Annotated in this window: 20 protein-coding genes; 12 read left to right on the forward strand and 8 right to left on the reverse strand. The window is 67.5% G+C overall.

Annotation, left to right across the window (positions count from 1 at the left end):
* Position 1 precedes the first annotated feature (1 nt).
* Positions 2-592, reverse strand: coding sequence for a flagellin (locus QOL69_RS07785; protein ID WP_283402726.1), 591 nt, complete (start codon positions 590-592; stop codon positions 2-4).
* A 385-nt stretch (positions 593-977) separates the two neighbouring features.
* Positions 978-1,316, reverse strand: coding sequence for a hypothetical protein (locus tag QOL69_RS07790; protein ID WP_048077908.1), 339 nt, complete (start codon positions 1,314-1,316; stop codon positions 978-980).
* A 185-nt stretch (positions 1,317-1,501) separates the two neighbouring features.
* Between QOL69_RS07790 and QOL69_RS07795 the strand changes: the two genes are divergently transcribed.
* A complete protein-coding gene (locus QOL69_RS07795; RefSeq protein WP_004597591.1) occupies positions 1,502-1,840 on the forward strand; it encodes a helix-turn-helix domain-containing protein in 339 nt (112 codons plus the stop codon).
* Positions 1,841-1,868: 28 nt separating this feature from the next.
* Here the strand turns inward: QOL69_RS07795 and QOL69_RS07800 are convergent, their stop codons facing one another.
* Positions 1,869-2,600 (reverse strand): RAD55 family ATPase, encoded by a 732-nt coding sequence (locus tag QOL69_RS07800; protein ID WP_048077907.1) that lies wholly within the window; start codon positions 2,598-2,600, stop codon positions 1,869-1,871.
* A gap of 144 nt (positions 2,601-2,744) precedes the next feature.
* Between QOL69_RS07800 and QOL69_RS07805 the strand changes: the two genes are divergently transcribed.
* The 5 genes from QOL69_RS07805 (at position 2,745) to QOL69_RS07825 (ending at position 6,628) form a co-directional block, all read left to right on the forward strand.
* Entirely contained in the window at positions 2,745-3,308 is a 564-nt protein-coding gene (locus tag QOL69_RS07805) for a HalX domain-containing protein (RefSeq protein ID WP_283402727.1), read from the forward strand.
* Positions 3,309-3,509: 201 nt separating this feature from the next.
* Complete coding sequence (locus QOL69_RS07810; RefSeq protein WP_283402728.1) at positions 3,510-4,442, forward strand: spondin domain-containing protein; 933 nt, start codon at positions 3,510-3,512, stop codon at positions 4,440-4,442.
* A 3-nt stretch (positions 4,443-4,445) separates the two neighbouring features.
* Positions 4,446-5,963 (forward strand): molybdopterin-dependent oxidoreductase, encoded by a 1,518-nt coding sequence (locus tag QOL69_RS07815; RefSeq protein ID WP_283402729.1) that lies wholly within the window; start codon positions 4,446-4,448, stop codon positions 5,961-5,963.
* An 87-nt stretch (positions 5,964-6,050) separates the two neighbouring features.
* A complete protein-coding gene (locus QOL69_RS07820; RefSeq protein WP_283402730.1) occupies positions 6,051-6,332 on the forward strand; it encodes a winged helix-turn-helix domain-containing protein in 282 nt (93 codons plus the stop codon).
* A complete protein-coding gene (locus QOL69_RS07825) occupies positions 6,329-6,628 on the forward strand; it encodes a DUF8036 family membrane protein (protein WP_283402731.1) in 300 nt (99 codons plus the stop codon). Before QOL69_RS07820 ends, QOL69_RS07825 begins: the two co-directional genes overlap by 4 nt.
* 38 nt (positions 6,629-6,666) lie before the next feature.
* On the opposite strand, the gene QOL69_RS07830 is transcribed toward QOL69_RS07825, so the two are convergent.
* Entirely contained in the window at positions 6,667-8,082 is a 1,416-nt protein-coding gene (locus QOL69_RS07830) for a RecJ family nuclease (RefSeq protein ID WP_283402732.1), read from the reverse strand.
* A gap of 153 nt (positions 8,083-8,235) precedes the next feature.
* Here QOL69_RS07830 and QOL69_RS07835 point away from each other — a divergent pair, with 153 nt between their 5' ends.
* The 3 genes from QOL69_RS07835 to QOL69_RS07845 all read left to right on the forward strand — a co-directional run bounded on the left by QOL69_RS07835 (position 8,236) and on the right by QOL69_RS07845 (position 13,099).
* Positions 8,236-9,579 (forward strand): O-acetylhomoserine aminocarboxypropyltransferase/cysteine synthase family protein, encoded by a 1,344-nt coding sequence (locus QOL69_RS07835; protein WP_283402733.1) that lies wholly within the window; start codon positions 8,236-8,238, stop codon positions 9,577-9,579.
* A 4-nt stretch (positions 9,580-9,583) separates the two neighbouring features.
* Positions 9,584-10,885 carry a homoserine O-acetyltransferase MetX gene (gene metX, locus QOL69_RS07840; protein WP_283402734.1) on the forward strand — a complete coding sequence of 434 codons (1,302 nt, stop codon included), beginning with the start codon at positions 9,584-9,586 and terminating at the stop codon, positions 10,883-10,885.
* Positions 10,886-11,449: 564 nt separating this feature from the next.
* The gene (locus QOL69_RS07845; protein WP_283402735.1) at positions 11,450-13,099 is read left to right on the forward strand and encodes a long-chain fatty acid--CoA ligase; all 1,650 of its coding nucleotides are present in this window, start codon (positions 11,450-11,452) and stop codon (positions 13,097-13,099) included.
* A gap of 34 nt (positions 13,100-13,133) precedes the next feature.
* On the opposite strand, the gene QOL69_RS07850 is transcribed toward QOL69_RS07845, so the two are convergent.
* Positions 13,134-13,574 carry a DUF5807 family protein gene (locus QOL69_RS07850; protein ID WP_283402736.1) on the reverse strand — a complete coding sequence of 147 codons (441 nt, stop codon included), beginning with the start codon at positions 13,572-13,574 and terminating at the stop codon, positions 13,134-13,136.
* Between the two features lie 308 nt (positions 13,575-13,882).
* Here QOL69_RS07850 and QOL69_RS07855 point away from each other — a divergent pair, with 308 nt between their 5' ends.
* Positions 13,883-16,387: a DEAD/DEAH box helicase gene (locus tag QOL69_RS07855; RefSeq protein ID WP_283402737.1), complete on the forward strand. Its 2,505-nt coding sequence runs from the start codon at positions 13,883-13,885 to the stop codon at positions 16,385-16,387.
* Positions 16,388-16,453: 66 nt separating this feature from the next.
* Here the strand turns inward: QOL69_RS07855 and QOL69_RS07860 are convergent, their stop codons facing one another.
* The gene (locus QOL69_RS07860; RefSeq protein ID WP_283402738.1) at positions 16,454-17,734 is read right to left on the reverse strand and encodes an RNA-guided endonuclease InsQ/TnpB family protein; all 1,281 of its coding nucleotides are present in this window, start codon (positions 17,732-17,734) and stop codon (positions 16,454-16,456) included.
* A gap of 211 nt (positions 17,735-17,945) precedes the next feature.
* Here QOL69_RS07860 and QOL69_RS07865 point away from each other — a divergent pair, with 211 nt between their 5' ends.
* Both QOL69_RS07865 and QOL69_RS07870 read left to right on the forward strand, forming a co-directional pair.
* On the forward strand, positions 17,946-18,158 hold the full coding sequence (locus QOL69_RS07865) for a DUF7557 family protein (RefSeq protein ID WP_048077898.1): 213 nt from the start codon (positions 17,946-17,948) through the stop codon (positions 18,156-18,158).
* Complete coding sequence (locus QOL69_RS07870) at positions 18,155-18,547, forward strand: PIN domain-containing protein (protein ID WP_048077897.1); 393 nt, start codon at positions 18,155-18,157, stop codon at positions 18,545-18,547. The genes QOL69_RS07865 and QOL69_RS07870 overlap by 4 nt, the downstream gene beginning before the upstream one ends.
* Positions 18,548-18,552: 5 nt before the next feature.
* Here QOL69_RS07870 and QOL69_RS07875 read toward each other — a convergent pair whose 3' ends face one another.
* Both QOL69_RS07875 and QOL69_RS07880 read right to left on the reverse strand, forming a co-directional pair.
* Positions 18,553-19,662, reverse strand: a complete 1,110-nt coding sequence (locus QOL69_RS07875) for a molybdopterin-dependent oxidoreductase (RefSeq protein WP_283402739.1) — start codon at positions 19,660-19,662, stop codon at positions 18,553-18,555.
* A gap of 57 nt (positions 19,663-19,719) precedes the next feature.
* On the reverse strand, positions 19,720-20,547 hold the full coding sequence (locus QOL69_RS07880; protein WP_283402740.1) for an MBL fold metallo-hydrolase: 828 nt from the start codon (positions 20,545-20,547) through the stop codon (positions 19,720-19,722).
* Between the last annotated feature and the right edge of the window lie 69 nt (positions 20,548-20,616).

Raw genomic sequence — 20,616 nt, forward strand, 5'->3', positions numbered from 1 at the left:
GTTACAGCCTCACCGAAGTCTGGTCCTGCGTCAGCGTTGTCGGGACGCGGATCTCGGTCGTCGTCGTTGCACCGGACGCCGTCGTGAACGTCACCGACAGCCGGTCACCGGCGGAGAGGTTCCCGTACGTGACCTGATCGTCGAGGTCGACGCTGATTTCGGCCCGGTCGCTGCTGTCCGTCAGAACGACGGTCCCACTGTCCGGACTCGTGAAGATATCCACGTTTTCGGAGCCGATTTCGTCGAGCTGGAACGTTTCCTGACCGTTTTCACCGATGAGTTCGACACTCGTCTGGTTGAGGTCGATGCTGCCCGCACCGGGGGCCTTCGCGACGACGAAGTCAATATCGGTGACGTTGATCTGATCGCCGCTGGAATTTACGATACCCGATTGGCTCACGACCTGAATCCGGTCGCTCACCTGACTCGTACTCTCTTCGCCCGTTGCTTCCGCCTGCGTCTGGAGGAACCCGGCCGTGTTGATCAGCACGCCGGCGGCGATCGCCGCCACCAGCACCATCGCGATGAACACGATGAGGGTGCCGATCCCCACTTGACCGCGCTCTTCCTCGTCCAGTATGGTTTCGAACATTGTGTGTTGCGTCGGCCCCCGGCCTGCCCGGCGGGCGTTATCGGTAGGATGGGGAATTCCTACTTAAGATCACTTGCCCGGTTATCTAAGTTGATAAAAATCTGCTGTCCTGCGATTTTCGTGCTTTTTCCGACTAAGTAGTTACAGAATATATCAACGATTTCGTCACGACAGTATCAGGTCTGGATCTGTCGTGGATCGGTGGCAGTACTCCCGAAGCTTGAGGACCGGCTGGAAGGCGAACGGACAGTTAGAGACAGCTGAGATTGGTAGGAAGGGGAACAGCAAAGTCTCTAGTTTCGGGGGATCGATATCTCGTTTACGAGGATCGCGGGGTCGACCGCAAAGATGGTCCGACAGCTACGAGACGGCGGCCGCGTTTCTTTCACCGATCGCGTAGGCGCGACAGCTCCGATTCGGGAATGACGAACTCCTGTGTCCCCGGCTCGTAGACGGCGAGGCTCCCCGCGATGAGGGCCATCGACGCCGCCAGCAGTCCGGTGTTAACTAAGAGCAGCGCCTCGGCGTTGCCGAATTCCGTCCGGAAGGCGGCCGCGGGCGTTCCGACCGCCGCGAGGACGACGAGTCCGAAGCCGACCGCCAAGTACGCCATCGCCGTGCGACCGGACGACCGATACGCCGCGACCGCGAACGCGACGAGGGTCGCGCTCGCGCCGGCCAACACGGTGGTCGTCATCAGGTACAACCCCTCGATGAGTTCCATACGCTCTTTGTTCCGAGACCGGATATAAACCCACGGGAGCGGGTATCAGCGGCGATAACACGCCGACCAAGGCAACGCGCCTGTGACGGACCCGCGACCGCGAAAACGACTGACTGGGAACGTATCGAGCGTCTGACGACCACCGGTAGCCTTTTATTACCCGGAAATCAATCTCGATAACGTGAATGGTGGGGGACGATCTGATCACCGTACTCGGGAACAAGTACAACACGGACATCCTGACGGCCACGGGCGACGCGAAGTCGGCGCAGGACCTCAGCGACCAGTTGGACGTCCCGATCGCGACGTGTTACCGGCGGATCAACGAGCTGGAGGAGGCGGACCTACTGGAGCTACACGACCGCCCGCTCTCGGACGAACACCGGCGCGTGAAGGTGTACCGCCGGAAGGTCGACGGGGTCGAGGTCGACTTCCGCGACGGACTCACCGTCGAGGTCGAGGAGCGGTCGGCGGTGAAGAACCGCCTCGACGACGTCTGGCGCGACCTCTCCTCGCGAGAGTAGCCGGCCGAACTGACGGGATTCTTCCCCGTCAGAACGACGGCCGGTCGTCGGAGCCGCCCATCATCGAGAAGCCGCCAGCGCGCTCGTGGACCGTGATTCCCCCCTGTCCGATCTCCATCGGGAAGATGTCAGTGTCGATGTCCTGTTTCCGCATCTTCGCCACCCAGACGTAGCGGTTGACGCCGGAGTCGGTCGGCGTCTGGATGAAGTAGATGTTCCCGTCCGTGAGGAAGTTCTCCAGTCCGACCTCGGTGTCGGGGAAGACGGCACCCTGCTCGTTGATGAGCAGCGACGTGAGTCCGTTCGCCTTGAGGATGTCCGAGAACTTCAGCAGGTACGTGCGCTTCTCCTGTTCGGCGTCGAAGAAGAGCTGGAACATCGACAGCGAGTCGAGGACGAGGCGGTCGAAGTCACCGTCCTCGACGGTATCCAGCAGACGGTCGACGGCCGTCGAGAAGTCGGTCTCGCGGAGCATCTCGCGTTTGTCGAGGATGACGATGTCGCCGTCCTCGACCATCTCGTCGAACCCCTCGAAGCCGACTGACTCGGCCGCGCCGCGGATGTCGGCCTCGTCCTCCTCGAAGGAGACGTAGACGCCGCGTTCCCCGTGTTCGGAGACGCCGTGGTGGAGGTACTGGATTCCGAAGATACTCTTGCCCGTGCCCGGATTCCCCGAGACAAGGACCGTCGATCGCTCGGTGATACCGCCGGTGAGAATGGAGTCGAGCCCCTCGACCCCGGTGGAGACGAGTTCTGACATTCGTCTCCCCTTTGGCGGGCGGTGTATATAAAAGACGGTTCAGTACATCGGGCGAACGAACGGCGACAGTTTTATCTCTCGACATACCGCTCCTTCGTGTATGCCCGGTGAAGCGTGTCTCGTCGCGCGCGACGGTGATCGACGGTGAGCGATCCGTCGATACTCGTCGTGGAGGACGAGCCCGACATCGCGGCGCTGTACGCCGGCTTCCTTGAGGAGCGGTACGTCGTCGACGTCGCCGAGACCGCCGCCGAGGCGATCGATCAGGTCGACGCCGCCGTCGACGTGGTGCTTCTCGACCGGCGGCTCCCGGACGGGAGCGGCGACGACGTCTTAGAACACATCCGCGAGGAGGGGTACGACTGCCGCGTGGCGATGGTCACCGCGGTCGAGCCCGACTTCGACATCATCGACATGGGGTTCGACCTGTACCTCACCAAGCCGGTGAGCCGCTCGAAGCTGCTCGCGGCCATCGACACGCTCCTGACGCGCAGCGAGTACGACGACCTCGTCCGAGAGGCCGCCGCGCTCGCCAGCAAGCGCGCGGTGCTCAGCTCGCAGAAGCCGGCGGCACAGCGCGAGGGGAACGAGGCGTACGCCGAACTCGTCGAGCGGCTGGAGGACTTGGACGCCGACATCGACGACCTCGGCGAGTCGCTGTCGACCGACGACTACCGCGCGATGTTCCGCGACCTCGGCGAGGCCTGACGCGGCGCGACCGCCGCCGCACCGCTCCGACCGATCTCTTTCGTCCGTTTGTTCTCCGACGCCGTCGACTCGTCTTGTCAGAGAATCCGCCGACAGCGGCCGGATCTGAGACGAAGTTTGAACGGACCTCGCCCCGATTTCGCCCCGAATTTGTCCGGTAGTTGAAAAATCTATATCCCCGATATCGCCCTCATAGGAAACATGACGAGACAAGACACGCGGCGGCGGTTCCTGTCGACGAGCGGCGGACTCGCGACGCTGGCGCTCGCCGGATGCCTCGGCGGAGACGACAGCGACAGCATGGGAGACGGCGACGGCATGGGAGACGACGGGATGAACGACAGCGACGGCGGGATGGACGGCGACGACGACATGAACGGCAGCGACGGCGGTGGAATGGACGACGGCGACGACGCGATGGACGACGACGGGATGACGGAGACGGCCACGGTGCGGGTCCGGATCGAGAACGTCGCTTCGACCGAGTTCTATCCGGCGGACACGTCGACGGACGGTGCCGTCTGGGTCACGCCGGGGGCGTACGCCGTCCACGAGGGCGGGAATCCGATCTACGACCTCGGCGAGTCGGCGTCGGTCGGTCTCGAAGCGCTCGCCGAGGCCGGACCGCCGACCGGCTTCGAGGGCGAGGACGGGCTGGTCGACGAACTCGACGTGTCGACAGACGTTCATCACTCGGGCGCGTACACCCCGGCCGAGACGGTCGCCGACCCGAACGACCCGACGGGGGAAGTCCCGGGCGCGCCGCCGATCGCGCCCGGCGGTGCCTTCGAGTTCGAGGTCGACGTCGCGCCCGGACAGCGGCTCTCGTTCGCCTCGATGTTCGTCCCCTCGAACGACGTCTTCGTCTCGACGGACGAGGGGGGGATCGCGCTCTGGCCCGAGGACGGCGAGCCGGTCGACGGCGACGTCACCGACGCCGCCGCGCTGTTCGACGCCGGGACGGAGCCGAACGCGGAGCCGCCCGGCACCGGTCCCGACCAAGCGCCCGCGCAGGACGCCTCCGATCAGGGGGCCGACGAAGGGGGAACGGTCCGTCGACTGAGCGACGTCGACGACGGCCACGAGTACCCGAGAGTCGAGGACGTGGTTCAAGTGACCGTAACCCCCACGTAGATCATGATCAGCGTTACCGAGCATCGAGACGCGTTCCTCGCGGCGGCGGCCGGCGCGGCCGCGGTCGCCGGCTCGTACCTCGTCACGGGGTGGACGCCGTCGTTCGTCGTTCGTCCGATCGACCAGACCATCGTCAACCAGACGCCCGGACCGGTCGTGACGACCGCGATCGAGACCCTCGGCGACGCCGGACACCTGATCCACATCGCCATGGCGGTCGCAGTCGCGGTCGGGCTGTTCGGCGCGGTCGCGTTCGCGGGCCTCCGGGTCGCCGCGCGCGCCGATCGACGCGCCGTCGGCGTCGCCGCCGCCGGCGTCGGGTCGTGGCTGCTCGCCGCGGGGCTGACGGGGGTCTCGGCCGGCGCGTTGGGCGCGGCGCTCCCCGCGGCGGCCGTCGTCGGGCTCGGATGGGTCTCGCCGCGGAGCGACGGGACAGAGGACGACTTCACGGAGGCGGACGACCTGACCGGCGGCGTCGACGCGGTCCGCCGCCGGACGCTCGGCGTCCTCGCCGGGACGCTGGGGTTCGTCGGCGCGACGGTGGTCGGTCGGCGGTCGGTCGCGCGGAGCGACGAGCCGCTTCCCGACGCCCCGCGGTCCGAGGGCGCTGCCGCGCGACTACAGGAGCTGGAGACGGCGTCGCTGTCGGTCGAGAGCGACGACCTCCACGGGATGGTGAGTCCGATCGGGGAGTTCTACAACGTCGACATCGCGGAGTTCGACCCGGAGGTCACCGCGGCGGAGTGGTCGCTGACGTTCACCGGGGAGACGGGGTCCGATCGGACGGTCGACTTCGACGAGCTGATCGATCGCCCCGTCGAACACCGGGCGATAACGCTCCGCTGCGTCGGGGAGGACCTGAACGGGCCGAAGCTGGACAACGCCGTCTGGACCGGGACCCCGATTCGACCGCTGCTGGAGTCCGTCGACCCGCAGGGGGACTGTAACTGCGCAATGTTGCGCGGCGAGGACGGGTACTACGTCCAGTTCCCGGTCGACGTGCTCGCCGACGGGTTCCTCGCGTGGGGAATGAACGGGAAGGAACTACCGTCCGGCCACGGCCATCCGGTCCGGGTACTGATCCCGGGCCACTGGGGCGAGACGAACGTGAAGTGGCTCTCGGAGATCGAGCTGCTGAACGTCGAGGACGACGGCTACTGGGAGGAGCGCGGCTGGGAGGGGACCGGCGAGGTGAAGACGGTCGCCAAGCTCTGGGACGAGGGGATCACGGAGCTGAGCGACGGGCGGATCGAACTCGCCGGCCACGCCTACGCCGGGACCCGCGGGATCGACCGCGTCGAGGTGTCGACCGACGGCGGCGACACGTGGACCGACGCCGACCTCTCCGAGGCGCTCCCCGACGCCGACGTGTGGCGGCAGTGGCGGCACACCTTCGACCCGGACGGCAGCCGCGAGGTCGTCGTCCGCGCGGTCGACGGCGAGGGGACCCTCCAGACCGGAGAGTCCACGGGGTCGGTCCCGAGCGGCGCGGCGGGGTGGGTGCGCCGGACGGTCGGCTGACGTGCCCGTTTCCGTCGCGCGGTCGGTCGGGTCGCCCTTCGGGGTCGAAACAGTTTTCGCAGCCTACCAGACACAACAGTACGCCAAATGGAGAAGGCCCTGTGGTACCTGTTCGTCGCGAGTCGCGGGGGGGCCAACAGGGTCCGAATCGTCCGGGAACTTCGCGACCGCCCCCGGAACGCGAACGAACTCGCGGAGGAACTGGATGTCGACTATAACACGATCACGCACCACCTCGAGATGTTGAAAGACCACGACGTCGTCGAACCGAGCGACCACGACTACGGGAAGCTGTACTTCCTGACCGACCGCTTCGAGCGTCACACGGAGACGTTCGAAGAGATCACGTCGGAGGTGGACGCCGAATGAACCCGGCGACGCCGACCGGAATTGCCGTCCTGATCGCCATCGTCAACAGCGCGCTGTTGGCGGTGCTGGCCGCGGTGTGGCTCGACAACTACCGCGAGTTCGGCTCGACACTACTCTTAGGACTATTGGGATTCAGCGCCGTCCTGCTGGTCGAGAACCTGATCTCGATCGCCTTCTTCTTCAACAGCATGCGGACGCTGTACGCGATGGATCCGCTCGTGGGACGCGTCGTACTCGGGCTGAGCCTGCTCGAACTGCTCGCCGTCTCGCTGCTAACCTACGCGACGCTGAAGTAGCGAGTGCGCGGGAGCCGGCGGGGCTTGGGGGAGGCCACTCACGAGAGCTGTTCGCCGACGATCCGGTCCGCCTCGGCGAGGAACGCGTCGCGCTCGCCGGTCGGGATCGTCGCGCCCGCGGCGACGTCGTGACCGCCGCCGTCGCCGCCGACCGACTGACTCGCCTCGCGCATCACCACGGAGAGGTCGAGCCCCTGCCGGACGAGCGCGTGCGAGCCGCGCGAGGACACTTTCAGTTCCTCGTCGCTCTTCTCGGCGAAGGCGATCACGGGCTTGGAGCGGTCGACCGCGGGCGAGCCGACCGCCATCCCGGCGACGATGCCGACGATGGTCTCGCGGATGCGCGACCCGGCGTCGAACCACTGGAGGTTGTCCTCGTGGGTGACCCCCTCGTTTTTGACCCACTGGAGGCCCTCCGAGAGGTTCTTCCGATGGGTGCGGAGGAGCCGTCTGGCCTCCGCGAGCGCGTCGCCGCGGTCGCCGAGACACACCGCGAGGCCGACGTCGCCGCGCTCGTAGCGGGCGGTCGCGTTGAGCAGGGTGGAGAACTCGCTCACGTCTCGCAGTTCGGTGCCGACCTCCTCGTCGACGAGCGTGTACGCGGTGCCGACGAGCGCCTCGATCCGGTCGGAGGGAACGCCCGAGGCGACCGCCCGGCGCATCAGCGCGGAGGCGAGCCGCCGACGCTCGTCGGCGTCGAGGTCGACCCAGCGCCGCCACTCCCCGTCGCGTTTCACGTCGAGGTCGAGGTCGGTGAGGAAGGCGATCGCTCCGGCCTCGTCGTTGGTGATCCCGGGGATCTTCACGTCGGAGGCGTACTCCAGGAACTTCGGGAGCGGTCGGGTCTGTCTGCCGTAGAGGTCGAGGTCGGTCCGCGCGTCGAGGACGCCCGCGTCGACGCCGTCGGCGACGATCGCCTCGTTGGCACCGACGAGACCGTCGGTCGAGTCCTGCATGTCGCCGACCGCGCCGACGACCGCCAGCCCGGCGAGGTCGCGGTTGTCGCCGTCGCCCTCCAGCGCGCGCGCGAGCAGGTAGCTCGCGCCGGCACCGGAGAGCTCGCTCGCGCCGTCGATCCCTTCGAGCAGGGGGTTGAGGTGGTACCGCGTGTCGCGGTCGGCGGGCTGGTGGTGGTCGGCGACGACGGGGACGAAGTCGCCGGCCGCCTCGTGGTCGGCGATGATGTCGAGCTGGCCGGAGCCGAAGTCGGTGAAAAGCACCACGTCGAACTCGCGGGCGGCGATGCCGGCGATCGAGTCGGCGTCCAGCTGCTTCTCGAAGACGACCTCGTGGTCGACCCCGGCCCGCGCGAGCGCGGTGGAAGCGATCGCGGCGCTCGTGATCCCGTCGGCGTCGATGTGGGAGGCCAAGAGGACCCGGTCGGCCTCGCGCAGGCGGTCGGCGCAGTCGGTCGCGCGGTCGGCGAGGTCGGGGACGGGAGCGGCGACTGCCATTACCACCGGTTGGAGCCCGATCGGTCATAAACGCACGCTTCGGGGAGACGGGAGCGGCGCGGTCGGCGGAACGGGACCGCGGAGCCCGTCGAAGGGGGCATCAATTGCCGTAACTGACGGTTATAGAAGTTTGCGGACGTATGAGCAACAAACATGACACGTGGGTTTTCCACCCGGAGTCTCCACGCCGGAGCCGAGCCCGACTCGGCCACCGGTGCCCGCGCCACGCCGATCCACCAGACGACCTCGTACGTCTTCGACGACGCGGACACGGCGGCGGAGATGTACGCGCTCCGGGCGGAGGGCCACATCTACTCCCGACTCTCGAACCCGACGGTGAACGTCTTGGAAGATCGGCTGGCGGATCTGTCCGGCGGGTCGGACGCGGTCGCGACCGGGTCGGGGATGGCAGCGTTCGACGCGATCACGACCGTCCTCGCGAGCGCGGGCGACAACGTCGTCGCCAGCTCCGAAATGTACGGCGGCACCGCGGCGTACCTCACGAGCATCGCGGACCGCCGGGGGATCGAGGCGCGGCTCGTCGACACGCTCGACTACGAGGCGTACGCGGACGCGATCGACGGCGACACCGCGTTCGTCCACGTCGAGACCATCGCGAACCCCTCGCTCGTCACGCCCGACTTCGAGCGGCTGGCCGACATCGCCCACGACCACGCGGTCCCGCTCGTCGTCGACAACACGTTCGCGACTCCCTACCTCTGTCGCCCGTTCGAACACGGTGCTGATATCACGTGGGAGTCGACGACGAAGTGGATCACGGGCAACGGCACCACTGTCGGCGGCGTCGTCGTCGACAGCGGGCAGTTCCCGTGGGACCACCCCGACGCCGACTACGACGAGCTGGACGGCGAGTCGTCGGCGTTCCCGATCAACTTCGTCGAGCAGTTCGGCGACGCCGCGTTCGCCAACGTCGTCCGCCAGCGCGGGGTGCGCCCGATCGGCGGCCAGCAGTCGCCCTTCGACGCGTGGCAGACGATTCAGGGGCTCAACACCCTCCCGCTGCGGATGGAGCGGCACTGCGAGAACGCGCGGCGGGTGGCCGAGTTCCTCCGCGACGACGAGCGCGTCGACTGGGTGTCGTACCCGGGGTTCGAGGACCACCAGAGCCACGGCAACGCCGCCGAGTACCTCGACGGCTTCGGCGGGATGGTCACCTTCGGCGTCGACGGCGGCTACGAGGCCGCGAAGACGTTCTGCGAGTCGGTCGAGCTGACGAGCTTCCTCGCGAACATCGGCGACGCGAAGACGCTCGTCATCCACCCGTCCTCCACGACGCACGCGCAGATGGACGAAGAACAGCAGCGGCTGGCGGGCGTCTACCCCGAGATGCTTCGGCTCTCGATCGGCATCGAGGACCCGGAGGACGTGATCGCCGACCTCGACGCGGGGCTGGCCGCAGGCGAGCGCGCGGCGGACGGGGAGAGCGCGGACGAAGAGAGCGCGGACGGAGCCGATACGGGCGGCGAGGGGGCCTGATCCGATGAGCACCGTCCCGACCGACCACGGCGTCGCCTCGCTCGGCGAGTTCACCTTCGAGTGCGGGCAGTCGGTGCCCGACTTCGAGGTCGCCTACGAGACCCACGGCGAGTTCGACGGCGACAACGTCGTGTTAATCTGTCACGCGCTCACCGGCAGCCAGAACGTCGCGCGGTCGCCCGCGCCGGAGCGCGACGCGGAGACCGCCGGGGCCGGGCAGGCCGGACAGGCCCGCGCGTGGTGGGACGACGTCGTCGGACCCGGGAAAGCGATCGACACGACGGAGTACTACGTCGTCTGCGCGAACGTCCCCGGCTCCTGTTACGGGACGACGGGTCCGGCCAGCGAGCGGCCCGCGGACCTCGACCTCCGGGAAGAGCCGGACCACGACCGCTGGGGGACCGCGTTCCCGCCGGTCCAGGTCGAGGACTGGGCGCGGGCGCAGCGCCGGCTGCTCGACCACCTCGGCGTCGGGCGGCTCCGCGCGGTCGTCGGCGGCAGCGTCGGCGGGATGAACGCCTTGGAGTGGGCGAAGCGCTACCCCGACGACGTCGACCGCGTGGTCGCCATCGCGACCGCCGGACGGCTCGACGCGCAGTGTCTCGCGCTCGACGCGGTCGCGCGGCGGGCGATCCGCGCGGACAAAGACTGGAACGGCGGCGACTACTACGGCGACAACCGGCCGGAGCCGACGGAGGGGCTGGCCATCGCCCGCCAGATCGGCCACATCATGTACCTCTCGAAGGCGTCGATGGAGCGGAAGTTCGGCCGGCGCTCGGCGGGGCGCGACTCGCTCACGCGCGAGGACGGCGACCTCGGGCTGCCGCCGGAGCCGACGGCCGGCTTCTTCCCGTACCGCGAGGTGGAGTCGTACCTCGACTATCAGGCCGAGGGGTTCGGCGACCGCTTCGACGCGAACAGCTACCTCTACCTCACGCGCGCGATGGACGAGTACGACCTCGCCGCCGGCCACGGCACCGACGCCGACGCGCTCGCGGCCTTCGAGGGCGAGGCGCTGCTCGTGAGCTTCACCGCCGACTGGCACTTCACCGTCGAGCAGTCGTCCTCCCTCGCTGACGCCTTCGGCGAGGCCGAGGTCCCGGCCGCACACCACGTGATCGACTCCGACCACGGCCACGACGCGTTCCTCGTCGAGCCCGAACACGTCGGGCCGCCGGTCCGGGACTTCCTCGCGGACGGCGTCAACGGCCGGGCCGTCTCCGACGAGGGCGACGACGGCGACGACCGCCCGGACCGCGGCGACGCCGACCACGCACCAGTTCATGCGAGTCTTTTTAAGGGATAACCGGAGTTCGAGGAGAACCGAGACCCTACGGTAGCGGTGGCGCGTGCCTGCGAGCGGCCGCCTTCGGCGGCCGCGAGACAGCGCCGCGCGAGGGAGTCGCTGGCGGTCGGAGCGAAGCGAAGACCGCCAGCGACGAGGCTGGGGAGGCGTGAGGTGCTGTGCGGTGGCGGTCGGGTGGGACTCGAAGGGGCAGTCGCGAGGCGGGCGGAGGCGACGCAAGCACCGCAAGGAGCGAGTGAAACGAGCGACTGCGGAGCGCAGCGAGCGTCCGCCCGCCTCGCGGCTGGGGCTTCGGCGGTCTCGGTCGCGAGGTTACTCTCGATGAAAGCAGTCACGTATAGCCGAGCGGCTGGGACTTCGACGGTCTTAGTCACGAAGTCGATCTCGACGAAAACAGTCATGTATAGCTGAGCGGTCGAGAATTCGACGGCGTCAGAGTGGACGAAAAACGTTCAGACCGGAACCCGATCGTTGAGAGAAGATCAGTAGAAGTCGCCGCCCCGAGGGACCCTCCCGATCAATCATGACAACGTTCATAGTTCCCGACCTCGTGGTGTGTGAGGTATGCCAGGCGGACACGCTCAGACCCTGCGACCGTTCATGTGGCGCGCGGAACGACTGTACCCGGACACCGAGATCGTCTCGCGCACCCACGAGGGGCGCACGCGGCACACGTACGCCGAGTACGCCGACCGGACCGCACGGCTCGCCAACGCCTTAGACGCCCACGGGATCGAGCGCGGCGACCGCGTCGCGACGTTCTGCTGGAACCACACGCGGCACTTCGAGACGTACTTCGGCGTCCCGAACACCGGCGCGCAGCTCCACACGATCAACCCGCTGCTGCCCGACGAGCACATCCAGTACATCGTCGACGACGCCGACGACGAGATCATCTTCGTCGACCCCTCGCTGGCCGAGAAGATCGCGAGCGCCGCGGAGGGCGCGGACGAGTTCGAGGGCGTCGACTTCGTCGCGATGGGATCGGAGGGGATCGACGCGCTCGACGCCCCCGCCTACGAGGAGTTCATCGCGGACCACTCGACCGAGTACGACTGGCCCGACCTCGACGGCGACCAGCCCGCCGGCCTCTGTTACACCTCCGGTACGACGGGGAAGCCGAAGGGCGTCGAATACACCCAGTCGATGCTGTGGAGCCACACGATGGCCTCCCAGACGCCACAGGGGATCCCGATGGAGGACTCCGACGTGGTCATGCCCGTCGTGCCCATGTTTCACGTCAACGCGTGGGGGATGCCGTTCACCGCGGCCGCCGCGGGCGCGAAACACGTCTATCCCGGACCGTCGCCGGACCCTGCCGACCTCGCGGCGCTGATCGAGGAGGAGGGCGTCACCATCTCCGCGGGCGTCCCGACGGTGTGGCTCGGCCTCCGCGAGTACATCGAGGGGGGCAACGAGGTGGACCTCTCGACGCTCGACACCGTGATCATCGGCGGCGCGGCCGCGCCGAAGGCGCTGATCGAGTGGTACGACGACCGCGACGTCGAGGTGCTTCACGCGTGGGGGATGACTGAGATCGCACCGATCGGGACCGTCTCGCACCTCAAGAGCGACCTGCGCGACGCCGACTACGAGACGCAGGTGAACAAGCGGGCGAAGCAGGGCCTCGTCGCCCCCGGACTGGAGTTCGAGGTCATCGACGAGGACGGCGAGGAGATCGCGTGGGACGGCGAGGAGTTCGGCGAGCTCCGGATCCGCGGGCCGTGGGTCACGAAGGAGTACTTCAAGCGCCCCGAGGCCAACGAGGAGGAGTTCGTCGACGGCTGGCTGAAGACGGGCGACGTGGTCACCGTCGACGAGGACGGCTACATGCAGCTCGTCGACCGGACGAAAGACGTGATCAAGTCGGGCGGCGAGTGGATCTCCAGCGTCGAGCTGGAGAACGCGATCATGGCCTACGACGGCGTCAGCGAGGCGGCCGTCGTCGGCGTGCCCCACGAGCGCTGGCAGGAGCGCCCCGTGGCGTTCGTCGTCGTGGCCGAGGGCGTCGACCGCGAGGAGCTCGTCGAGCGGATCGAGACCGGGCTCCGCGAGGAGTACCCCAAGTGGTGGGTGCCGGACGCGGTGGAGTTCATCGACGAGGTGCCCAAAACCGCCACCGGGAAGTTCTCGAAGAAGGACCTCCGCGAGCAGTACGGCGACCAGTCGCTCGTCGAGGGCGCGGTCCCGGAAGACGACGCGCCCGAGGAGTAGCCGGCACGTCGCCGGCGGCAACGAGGGCAACCGCTCAGTCGTCGCGGTCGCCGACGACCCACTTGTGCGAGTAGCTCTCGCCGCAGGTGCAGTGGGCGTACGCGTGGACCACGTCGCCCTCGGCGTAGAGCCCGCCGACCTCCTCGTTTTGCGCCTCCGCGAACGCGAAGACGAACCGGATCTCGTGGTCGTCGTCGGGGTTCTCCGCGGCAAAGGGGCACGCCCCGTCGTCGAGCGAGCGCGCGATCTCTCCCTCCGCTCCCATCGCCGTCTTCGCGAACTCCATCGCGCCCATGCCCGTGCCGGCCTGGAACGCGGACCGGCCGGTCTCGCCGTCGAGGATCAGCCGGACGCCCCCGTCGACCTCGGTGCCGACGCTGCGGAGCCGGGAGTCGTCGTCGAGGTACGCGTCGCTCACGTAGAAGACCACGTCGTCGAGCCGCTCGCCCGCGAGGAACTCGTCGAGGTTGCTCATGCCCGTCGGTGGCGCGTGAGCGGTAAAAGGCGTGCGAGTCGCGATGGAGAACTGCGAGTCGCGGCCGAGTGGGAGGGAGAAGCCCGATTCGATGTTAAATCGTGTGGAATAGGGGTAAGCGTTAATACGTACCACGGAGATCCGTCGCGTAATGAGCGCGCAGACGAGATCCGGCAACCGGCTCGCGGAGTGGGCGCAGCTGGTCGACGAGGACGTCCCGGAAGAGCTCCGAGAAGAGCGTTCCGGCGACCGATAACTTTCACCCCGCTTCGCGAAGGCTTTAGGCCGACGGCGGCGAAGCGTCGCCGATGGCGACCGAAGCCGCCGGGATCGACAGACCGCTGCTCGTCGACGGGTTCTTACAGCGACGCCGCTACCAGCTCCAGCTGGCGGACGCCGCCGCCGACGAACACACGCTCGTCTGTCTCCCGACCGGCCTCGGCAAGACGGCGGTCAGCCTGCTCGTCACCGCCGAGCGGCTCCACGAGGCGGGCGGGAAGTCGCTGTTTTTAGCCCCCACGAAACCCCTCGTCCAACAGCACGCGGACTTCTACCGCGAGGCGCTTTCGATTCCGGACGACGAGATCGTCGTGTTCACCGGCGACGTGAGACCGGACGACCGCGCCGCGCTCTGGGAGGACGCCCGGATCGTGATCGCGACCCCGCAGGTGGTCGAGAACGACCTCGTCGGCAACCGGATCTCGCTGCGGGACGTGACCCACCTCACCTTCGACGAGTGCCACCGCGCGACCGGCGACTACGCGTACGTGTACATCGCGGAGCGCTACCACGCCGACGCGGCGGACCCGCTCGTCACCGGGATGTCGGCCTCGCCCGGCGGCGACACCGAGGAGATCGAGACGGTCTGTGAGAACCTCGGCCTCGTCAACGTCGAGGTGATGACCGAGGAGGACGCCGACGTCGACGAGTACACCCACGACACCGACGTCCGGTGGGAGCAGGTCACGCTCCCGGACGAGGTCCTCGCGATTCGGGACGCGCTCAACGAGGTGATCACAGATCGGTTAGAGAAGCTGAAGTCGCTCGGCGTGACGAACACGACGAACCCTGACCTCTCGCAGAAGGACCTCAACAAGATGCGGGGGCAGCTGAAGCGGATGATGGACAACGACCAGTCGGACGGGTACAAGGGGATGAGCACCCACGCCGAGGTGATGAAGCTCCGGCGCGCGACCGAACTGGTCGAGACGCAGTCGGTCGAGTCCGTCCGGCGGTACTTCGAGCGCCAGCGCGAGGCCGCCCGCTCTTCGGGCGCGTCGAAGGCGAGCCAGCGGATGGTCGCGGACCCGAAGGTGCGCGAGGCGATGCGGAAGGCGGAGTCGTTCGACGGCCTCCACCCGAAGTTCTCGAAGGCCCGGATCCTGCTCGCCGAGACGCTCGGCATCGACGGCGGCGAACGCGCCATCCTGTTCACCGAGTCGCGCGACACCGCCGAGGCGCTCGTGGAGTTCCTCTCCGCGAGCTTCGACGTGCGGAAGTTCGTCGGACAGGGCGACAAGGAGGGCTCCGACGGGATGAGCCAGAAACAGCAACAGGAGACCCTCGACGCGTTCAAGGCCGGCGAGTTCGAGGTTCTCGTCTCCACGAGCGTCGCCGAGGAGGGGCTGGACGTGCCCGAGGTCGATCTGGTCTGCTTCTACGAACCGGTGCCGACCGCGATCCGGTCGATCCAGCGCAAGGGTCGGACCGGGCGGCAGGCCGAGGGGAAGGTCGTCGTGCTGATGGCCGAGGACACCCGCGACGAGGCGTTCTTCTGGATCTCGCGCCGCCGCGAGAAGGAGATGGCCAGCCAGCTCGCCGAGCTGAAGGAGGCCACCGACGACATCGAAGACACCGTCGGCGACGACGGGCAGGCCGGGCTGGACGCCTTCTCGGGCGGATCCGACGACGACGGTGTCGGATCGGAGACCGACGACGGCGCGGCCGGCACGGCCGACGCGGTCAAGGAGTCCGGTGACGGCGGCGACGCGGACGGCGACGCCGGACTCACCGACTTCGCGGCAGAGGCCCGAGGGGGATCGGAGGGTGACGGCGAGGAGGGCGACAGAGCGGAAGAGGATGGAGCGGAGAGCGCCGAGGAGAGCGAGGCGACCGACGAGAAAACCGACGACGACGGCATCGTCGCGACCGCCGGCGTCGAGGAGGGGGTCGAGGTCGTCGTCGACCAGCGCGAACTCGACTCCGCGATCGCGAAGGACCTCTCGACGCGCGACGGCCTCGTCACTCGGCTGGAGACGCTCGCGGTCGGCGACTACGTGCTCTCCGACCGAGTCGCCGTCGAGCGCAAGTCTGCGGCCGACTTCGTCGACTCGATGCTCGACTCCGACCGCTCGATGTTCGAGCAGGTCGGCGAGCTCTCGCGGGCGTACGCCCGTCCGGTGATGGTCGTCGAGGGGACGAACCTCTACGGCCAGCGCGACATCGACCCCAACGCGATCCGCGGCGCGCTCGCGTCGCTCGCGGTCGACTTCGACGTGAGTGTCCTCCGCACCGAAGGGGAAGACGACACCACCGAACTGCTCGCGACGGTCGCCAAGCGCGAGCAGGAGACGCGCGACCGCGAGGTGAGCGTCCACGGCGAGAAGACGACGAAGACCCGCGCGGAACAGCAGGAGTACGTCGTCTCCTCCATCGCGGACATCGGGCCGGTCACCGCGCGCACCCTGCTGGAACACTTCGGCACGGTCGAGGCCGTGATGACCGCGCCGGAGGACGATCTGCTCGAAGTCGACGGCGTCGGTCCGGTGACCGCGGAGCGCATCCGCGAGGTCGTCGGAAGCGAGTACGATTGACACCCTCCCCGCGCTGAAGCGCGAGGATTCCCACGGCACCGCGCCGCTGGGTTGGGATATTGTGGTTTACGACGTTACCTGTTCTTGAGGCGCAAACGCGCCAGTTTCCTTGTCAAACAGGAACGTCGATGGCTGTGCCAACCAGCCGTTACTCCTATCACCGCCATCCGTGGCGGGACTCGGAGATACTTTCTGTCGAATGTTCTCGGCTCCGTTCACGTCCGCGTTCGCTACCGTACCACAGTCGTCACACACGTACAACCCGCGTTTGACGCGGTTCGCGTCACGCTTGCGGCCACAGCACGAACACGATTTCGACGTGTCGCGTTCGGACACCTGCTCAACCGTGATACCTTCCATCTCGGCCTTGTAGGTGAGCAAGTCGGTGAAGCGGTCGAACGCCCACGAGTGTAAGTCGAGATTCTCGTGAGAACCCCAGTTTTTCGAGTCTTCGGTTTCATCGTCCTCGCGAATGTCGGAGAGATCGCCGATCATGATTGTCCCAACATCTTCCTCAACACACTGCTGGACAATGTGTTTCGAGAGCGTGTGGAAGTAGTGGGTGCGGCGCTCCGATTTCTTGTGGTTTAACCGCGTGGCTTGTTCGGAGTTCGAGTCGTCACACCGCGCGATCCGCTTGCTGAAGTAGTAGTCGTCTTCTTTCAGGCAATTGAGCGGATACAGCTCGGCATGGCCGTCCTCGTAGGCGAGTGCGGCGAAGTTGTTGATCCCGAGATCAACACCAACCGTCTTCTCACCGGGAGATTTAGCCACTTCAATTTCGACTTTACACACGAAGTGTAACTCCCATTCCTCGCCAGTCCAGATGGCCCGCACTTGCTGGACGTTCTCCACGGCGGAGAGGTCAACGTCGGGGCGTGTCTGGTATTTACAGAGGACGAAGTCCGACCAGTAGTCCTTGAGGTTTGAGCCTTGGGAGAGTCGAACGCGGTTGTACTGGGTGTCGAGTTTGAAGCCGGCGGCTTTGAACGTCACCGTACTCCGTGGGTGTTCGTCGCCGTGTTTACGGTAGCCGGGCGGGTTCGCTCGCATGTCGCCGTTGCGTCGTTTGCCGTACCAGCCGTTGAACGCCTCAGCGAGTTCTTGAAGGACTCGCTGACTTGACTGAGAATGGAGGTCATCGTAGCGTTCGTGCGATTTCAGGTACGCGGTGAGTTCGGTGTGATTTGGAATGTGTCCGATTTCATCCCAGACTCGGCTGCATGTCCACCGTCCGACGTTCCAGAGTTTCGAGGCTGCGAACCCGAGGGCGTCAAGGTCGTCTGACACCCGAGACTGATTCCGAATGGAAGCAGTATAGGTGCGCGTGACGACCTGTTTTGCCATACGTAACCTATGACAATATTCCTAGTTAAAGGTGTATATTGATGCGGCATGAAATATCCTGCCGTGCCATCGAACGGTGGATTGGAGAAGAATTGTCGGATTCATCCCCGCGGTGAAGCGCGAGGCTTTCTCCTTGATTCTCCGTAACATCGGGCGACGAGCGCGTCGACCGGCGAAACGATATTGTATACAGAGACGTATACGAAACTGTATGAGCAAGAGCATCCGCGTCGACGAGGAGACCCACGCCGCGCTCGCGTCGCTCAAGGGAGACGACGAGACGTTCGACGAGCTGTTGACGCGGCTGCTCCGCGAACGTCGTGAAAACGTCCGCTCGGGTGCTGGCCTATGGGAAGGGACCGATGCGGCGGAACGTGCGCGAGCCAAGCGTCGAGAGATGAAACGCGGGGTTGACTCGCGGTGACGCTGTACGATAGTAGCGTCCTCATCGACTACCTCGCGGGACGTGACGCCGCGGTCGAATACGTCGAGTTACACGCCGACGAGCGGGCGGTCGCCCCGCCGCTGGTACTGTTTGAGGTGTATCAGGGAGAAGTTTTCAAGACGGGCGCGACGGATCTCGACGCGATCGACGAGGCGTTGACTTGGGTCGACGTGGTCGAGACGTCGGCGGCGAGTGCTCGGGCGGCGGCGACTCTTCAAGACGAACTGCGAGCGACCGGCGAGCCGCTCGCTGCCCGTGACGCGTACATCGCTGGCGTCGCCGCGCTTCGGGGCGAACGACTCGCAGTGGCCGACGCCGACTTCGACGTGGACGGGATCACGGATCGACTCATCGTCGACTTTGTCTGAGTCGGTTAGTCGAACCCGCTCACCAGCGTCACGACCCACTGGCCGAGGTCGTACTCCGCCCGGACCTCGACGCGCGTCACCCACTTCACCCACTGGAAGCCGCGTCGGTCGGGAGCCACGAGCCGCGCCGGCGCGCCGTGGCCGTGCGAGAGCCGCTCGCCGCCGACGCGCGTCGCGAGCAGCGCGTCCTCGGCCTCCTCCAGCGGGAGGCTCCACCGGTAGCCGGTGACGGACGTGAACCGGACGTAGGCGGCCTCTTCGTCCACGCCTCCGGCCGCCTCCAGCAGGCCACCGACGCGGATCCCGCCCCACTCCTGTACGGTGTACCAGCCGCTCGTACAGTCGAGCAGCGCCTCGGTCTCGTGGCCGGCGGCGAGGTCGGCGGCGGTCAGTTCCGCCGGGTCGCTCACGAGGCCGTCGACCGCCAGCCGGTAGTCGTCGCGGTCGATCGGGTCCGGATCGTCGGCGACCCACGAGGTGATCGGGAAGGCGGCGTTGCCCGCGCCCTCCCGTGGCTGCGAGCCGGTGAACCGGCGGTCCGCGCCGGCCGTATCGAGCGCGTCGTTCGCGGCCTGCTGGACCCGGTAGGTCGCGCCGCCGGCCGCGAGCAGCGCGAAGTACCGGACCGCGGTCCGCCGCCGCTCGAAGTCGACGCGGCGCGGGAGCCGGAACCGGGTCGACGCGTGCGCGGCCACGAGCGGGACCAAGGCGAGTCCGAACCCGACGTGGACCGAGAGGAGCGTCCAGTACGAGATCCGCACGTCGAGACCGAACACCCACGCGACCCCGGTCGCGAGCGCGCCGACCGCGGCGACAAGGGTGAGGACGGACAGCGCGGTCGACCGCCGCCACAGGGCGGGATCGGTGATTCGGCGGCGGACGCGCGCGAGCTTCCACGCGAGCAGCGCGACGATCCCGACGCCGAGCGACCGGTGGAGCCAGAAGAGGGGCCACCCTTCGGGGACGCCGACGGTGAACGAGACCAGCCCGGTGGTCGCCTCGGCGACGACGAACGCGAACAGCGACCAGTCGACCGCGCGCGGCGGCGGCTCCAGCCGGTCGAGCGCAGCGTGGAGTCGATCGGTCGCGGCGCGGAGGCGGTCCGTCGCGGCCATCTGCGTCTGGTACGTGCTACCGAGGCAAAAGGGTACAGTTCGGAAGGTCGTCGCTCCTCACAGCTCGTAGACTTCGCCGTCGACCGCGAGCGGTTCCGCGAACGCCTCGTCGGCGGGGTAGAAGTGCGCGAGGTGGACGAGCCGCGTCCGGTCGGCGTCGAGGTCGTCGGCGAGCGCGAGCGCGCCCTCCCGGGTCATGTGTTTCGTGCCGAAGGTGCGCGGGACCCCGTCGGGACCCTCGTGACGCCCGCCGATCGGGTGGTGCTCGCACAGCGAGGCGGGGACGATGGCGTCCGCGAGCAGGAGGTCGGGGTCGGCGAGCGCCTCGCGCGAGCGCTCCGGGACGTCGTAGCTGGTGTCGCCGGTGAGCGAGAGCTTCGCGCCCGTCTCCGGGTCCTCAACGACGACGCCGTAGCAGACGAGCGGCGGGTGGTCGACGGGGACGAACCGGACCCGTAACCCGCAGGTCTCGAACGGCTCGAAGGGGTCGCGGGCGTGGACGCCGATCCGGTCTTCGAGGTAGTCGTACTTGCGGCGGATGGTCTCCGCGACGCTCTCGTCGGTCGCGGGGTCGGTCTCGTTCGGGGCGTGGACCGGAAGGCCGTCGACGAGGCGGTAGACGTTGCCGAGCCCGTCGAGGTGGTCGAAGTGGATGTGCGTCACCAGCCCGGCGTCCGGGAGGGGAACGTCGGCCGCGAGGAACTGCCCTCTGAAGTCGGGGCTGAAGTCGACGAGCAGCGACTCGCCGGTGCGCTCGTTTTCGACGTGGACTGAGAAGCGCGACCGCGACACCCCGCGCTCGCGGGCCGTAACGCAGGTGTCGCAGTCGCAGCCGACCGTCGGCGTCCCGGTCGTGTCGCCCGTCCCGAGCAGGGTGACGCGCATGGAACGTGGTGGACGGGCCACGGCCTTAGCGTCCGCGGTCGGACCGGGACGGTCGCCCGTCGAGACGGC

This window comes from Halorubrum sp. DM2 (assembly GCF_901686465.1).
GTDB lineage: Archaea > Halobacteriota > Halobacteria > Halobacteriales > Haloferacaceae > Halorubrum.

What these genes read in the sequence shown, in the direction of transcription:
- QOL69_RS07785 (WP_283402726.1), bottom strand. Translation starts at nt 592, where the DNA reads ATGTTCGAAACCATACTGGACGAGGAAGAGCGCGGTCAAGTGGGGATC.
- QOL69_RS07825 (WP_283402731.1), top strand. Translation starts at nt 6,329, where the DNA reads ATGAACCCGGCGACGCCGACCGGAATTGCCGTCCTGATCGCCATCGTC.
- QOL69_RS07830 (WP_283402732.1), bottom strand. Translation starts at nt 8,082, where the DNA reads ATGGCAGTCGCCGCTCCCGTCCCCGACCTCGCCGACCGCGCGACCGAC.
- QOL69_RS07815 (WP_283402729.1), top strand. Translation starts at nt 4,446, where the DNA reads ATGATCAGCGTTACCGAGCATCGAGACGCGTTCCTCGCGGCGGCGGCC.
- QOL69_RS07860 (WP_283402738.1), bottom strand. Translation starts at nt 17,734, where the DNA reads ATGGCAAAACAGGTCGTCACGCGCACCTATACTGCTTCCATTCGGAAT.
- QOL69_RS07820 (WP_283402730.1), top strand. Translation starts at nt 6,051, where the DNA reads ATGGAGAAGGCCCTGTGGTACCTGTTCGTCGCGAGTCGCGGGGGGGCC.
- QOL69_RS07810 (WP_283402728.1), top strand. Translation starts at nt 3,510, where the DNA reads ATGACGAGACAAGACACGCGGCGGCGGTTCCTGTCGACGAGCGGCGGA.
- QOL69_RS07795 (WP_004597591.1), top strand. Translation starts at nt 1,502, where the DNA reads ATGGTGGGGGACGATCTGATCACCGTACTCGGGAACAAGTACAACACG.
- QOL69_RS07790 (WP_048077908.1), bottom strand. Translation starts at nt 1,316, where the DNA reads ATGGAACTCATCGAGGGGTTGTACCTGATGACGACCACCGTGTTGGCC.
- QOL69_RS07845 (WP_283402735.1), top strand. Translation starts at nt 11,450, where the DNA reads ATGCCAGGCGGACACGCTCAGACCCTGCGACCGTTCATGTGGCGCGCG.
- QOL69_RS07880 (WP_283402740.1), bottom strand. Translation starts at nt 20,547, where the DNA reads ATGCGCGTCACCCTGCTCGGGACGGGCGACACGACCGGGACGCCGACG.
- metX (WP_283402734.1), top strand. Translation starts at nt 9,584, where the DNA reads ATGAGCACCGTCCCGACCGACCACGGCGTCGCCTCGCTCGGCGAGTTC.
- QOL69_RS07800 (WP_048077907.1), bottom strand. Translation starts at nt 2,600, where the DNA reads ATGTCAGAACTCGTCTCCACCGGGGTCGAGGGGCTCGACTCCATTCTC.
- QOL69_RS07835 (WP_283402733.1), top strand. Translation starts at nt 8,236, where the DNA reads ATGACACGTGGGTTTTCCACCCGGAGTCTCCACGCCGGAGCCGAGCCC.
- QOL69_RS07865 (WP_048077898.1), top strand. Translation starts at nt 17,946, where the DNA reads ATGAGCAAGAGCATCCGCGTCGACGAGGAGACCCACGCCGCGCTCGCG.
- QOL69_RS07850 (WP_283402736.1), bottom strand. Translation starts at nt 13,574, where the DNA reads ATGAGCAACCTCGACGAGTTCCTCGCGGGCGAGCGGCTCGACGACGTG.
- QOL69_RS07875 (WP_283402739.1), bottom strand. Translation starts at nt 19,662, where the DNA reads ATGGCCGCGACGGACCGCCTCCGCGCCGCGACCGATCGACTCCACGCT.
- QOL69_RS07855 (WP_283402737.1), top strand. Translation starts at nt 13,883, where the DNA reads ATGGCGACCGAAGCCGCCGGGATCGACAGACCGCTGCTCGTCGACGGG.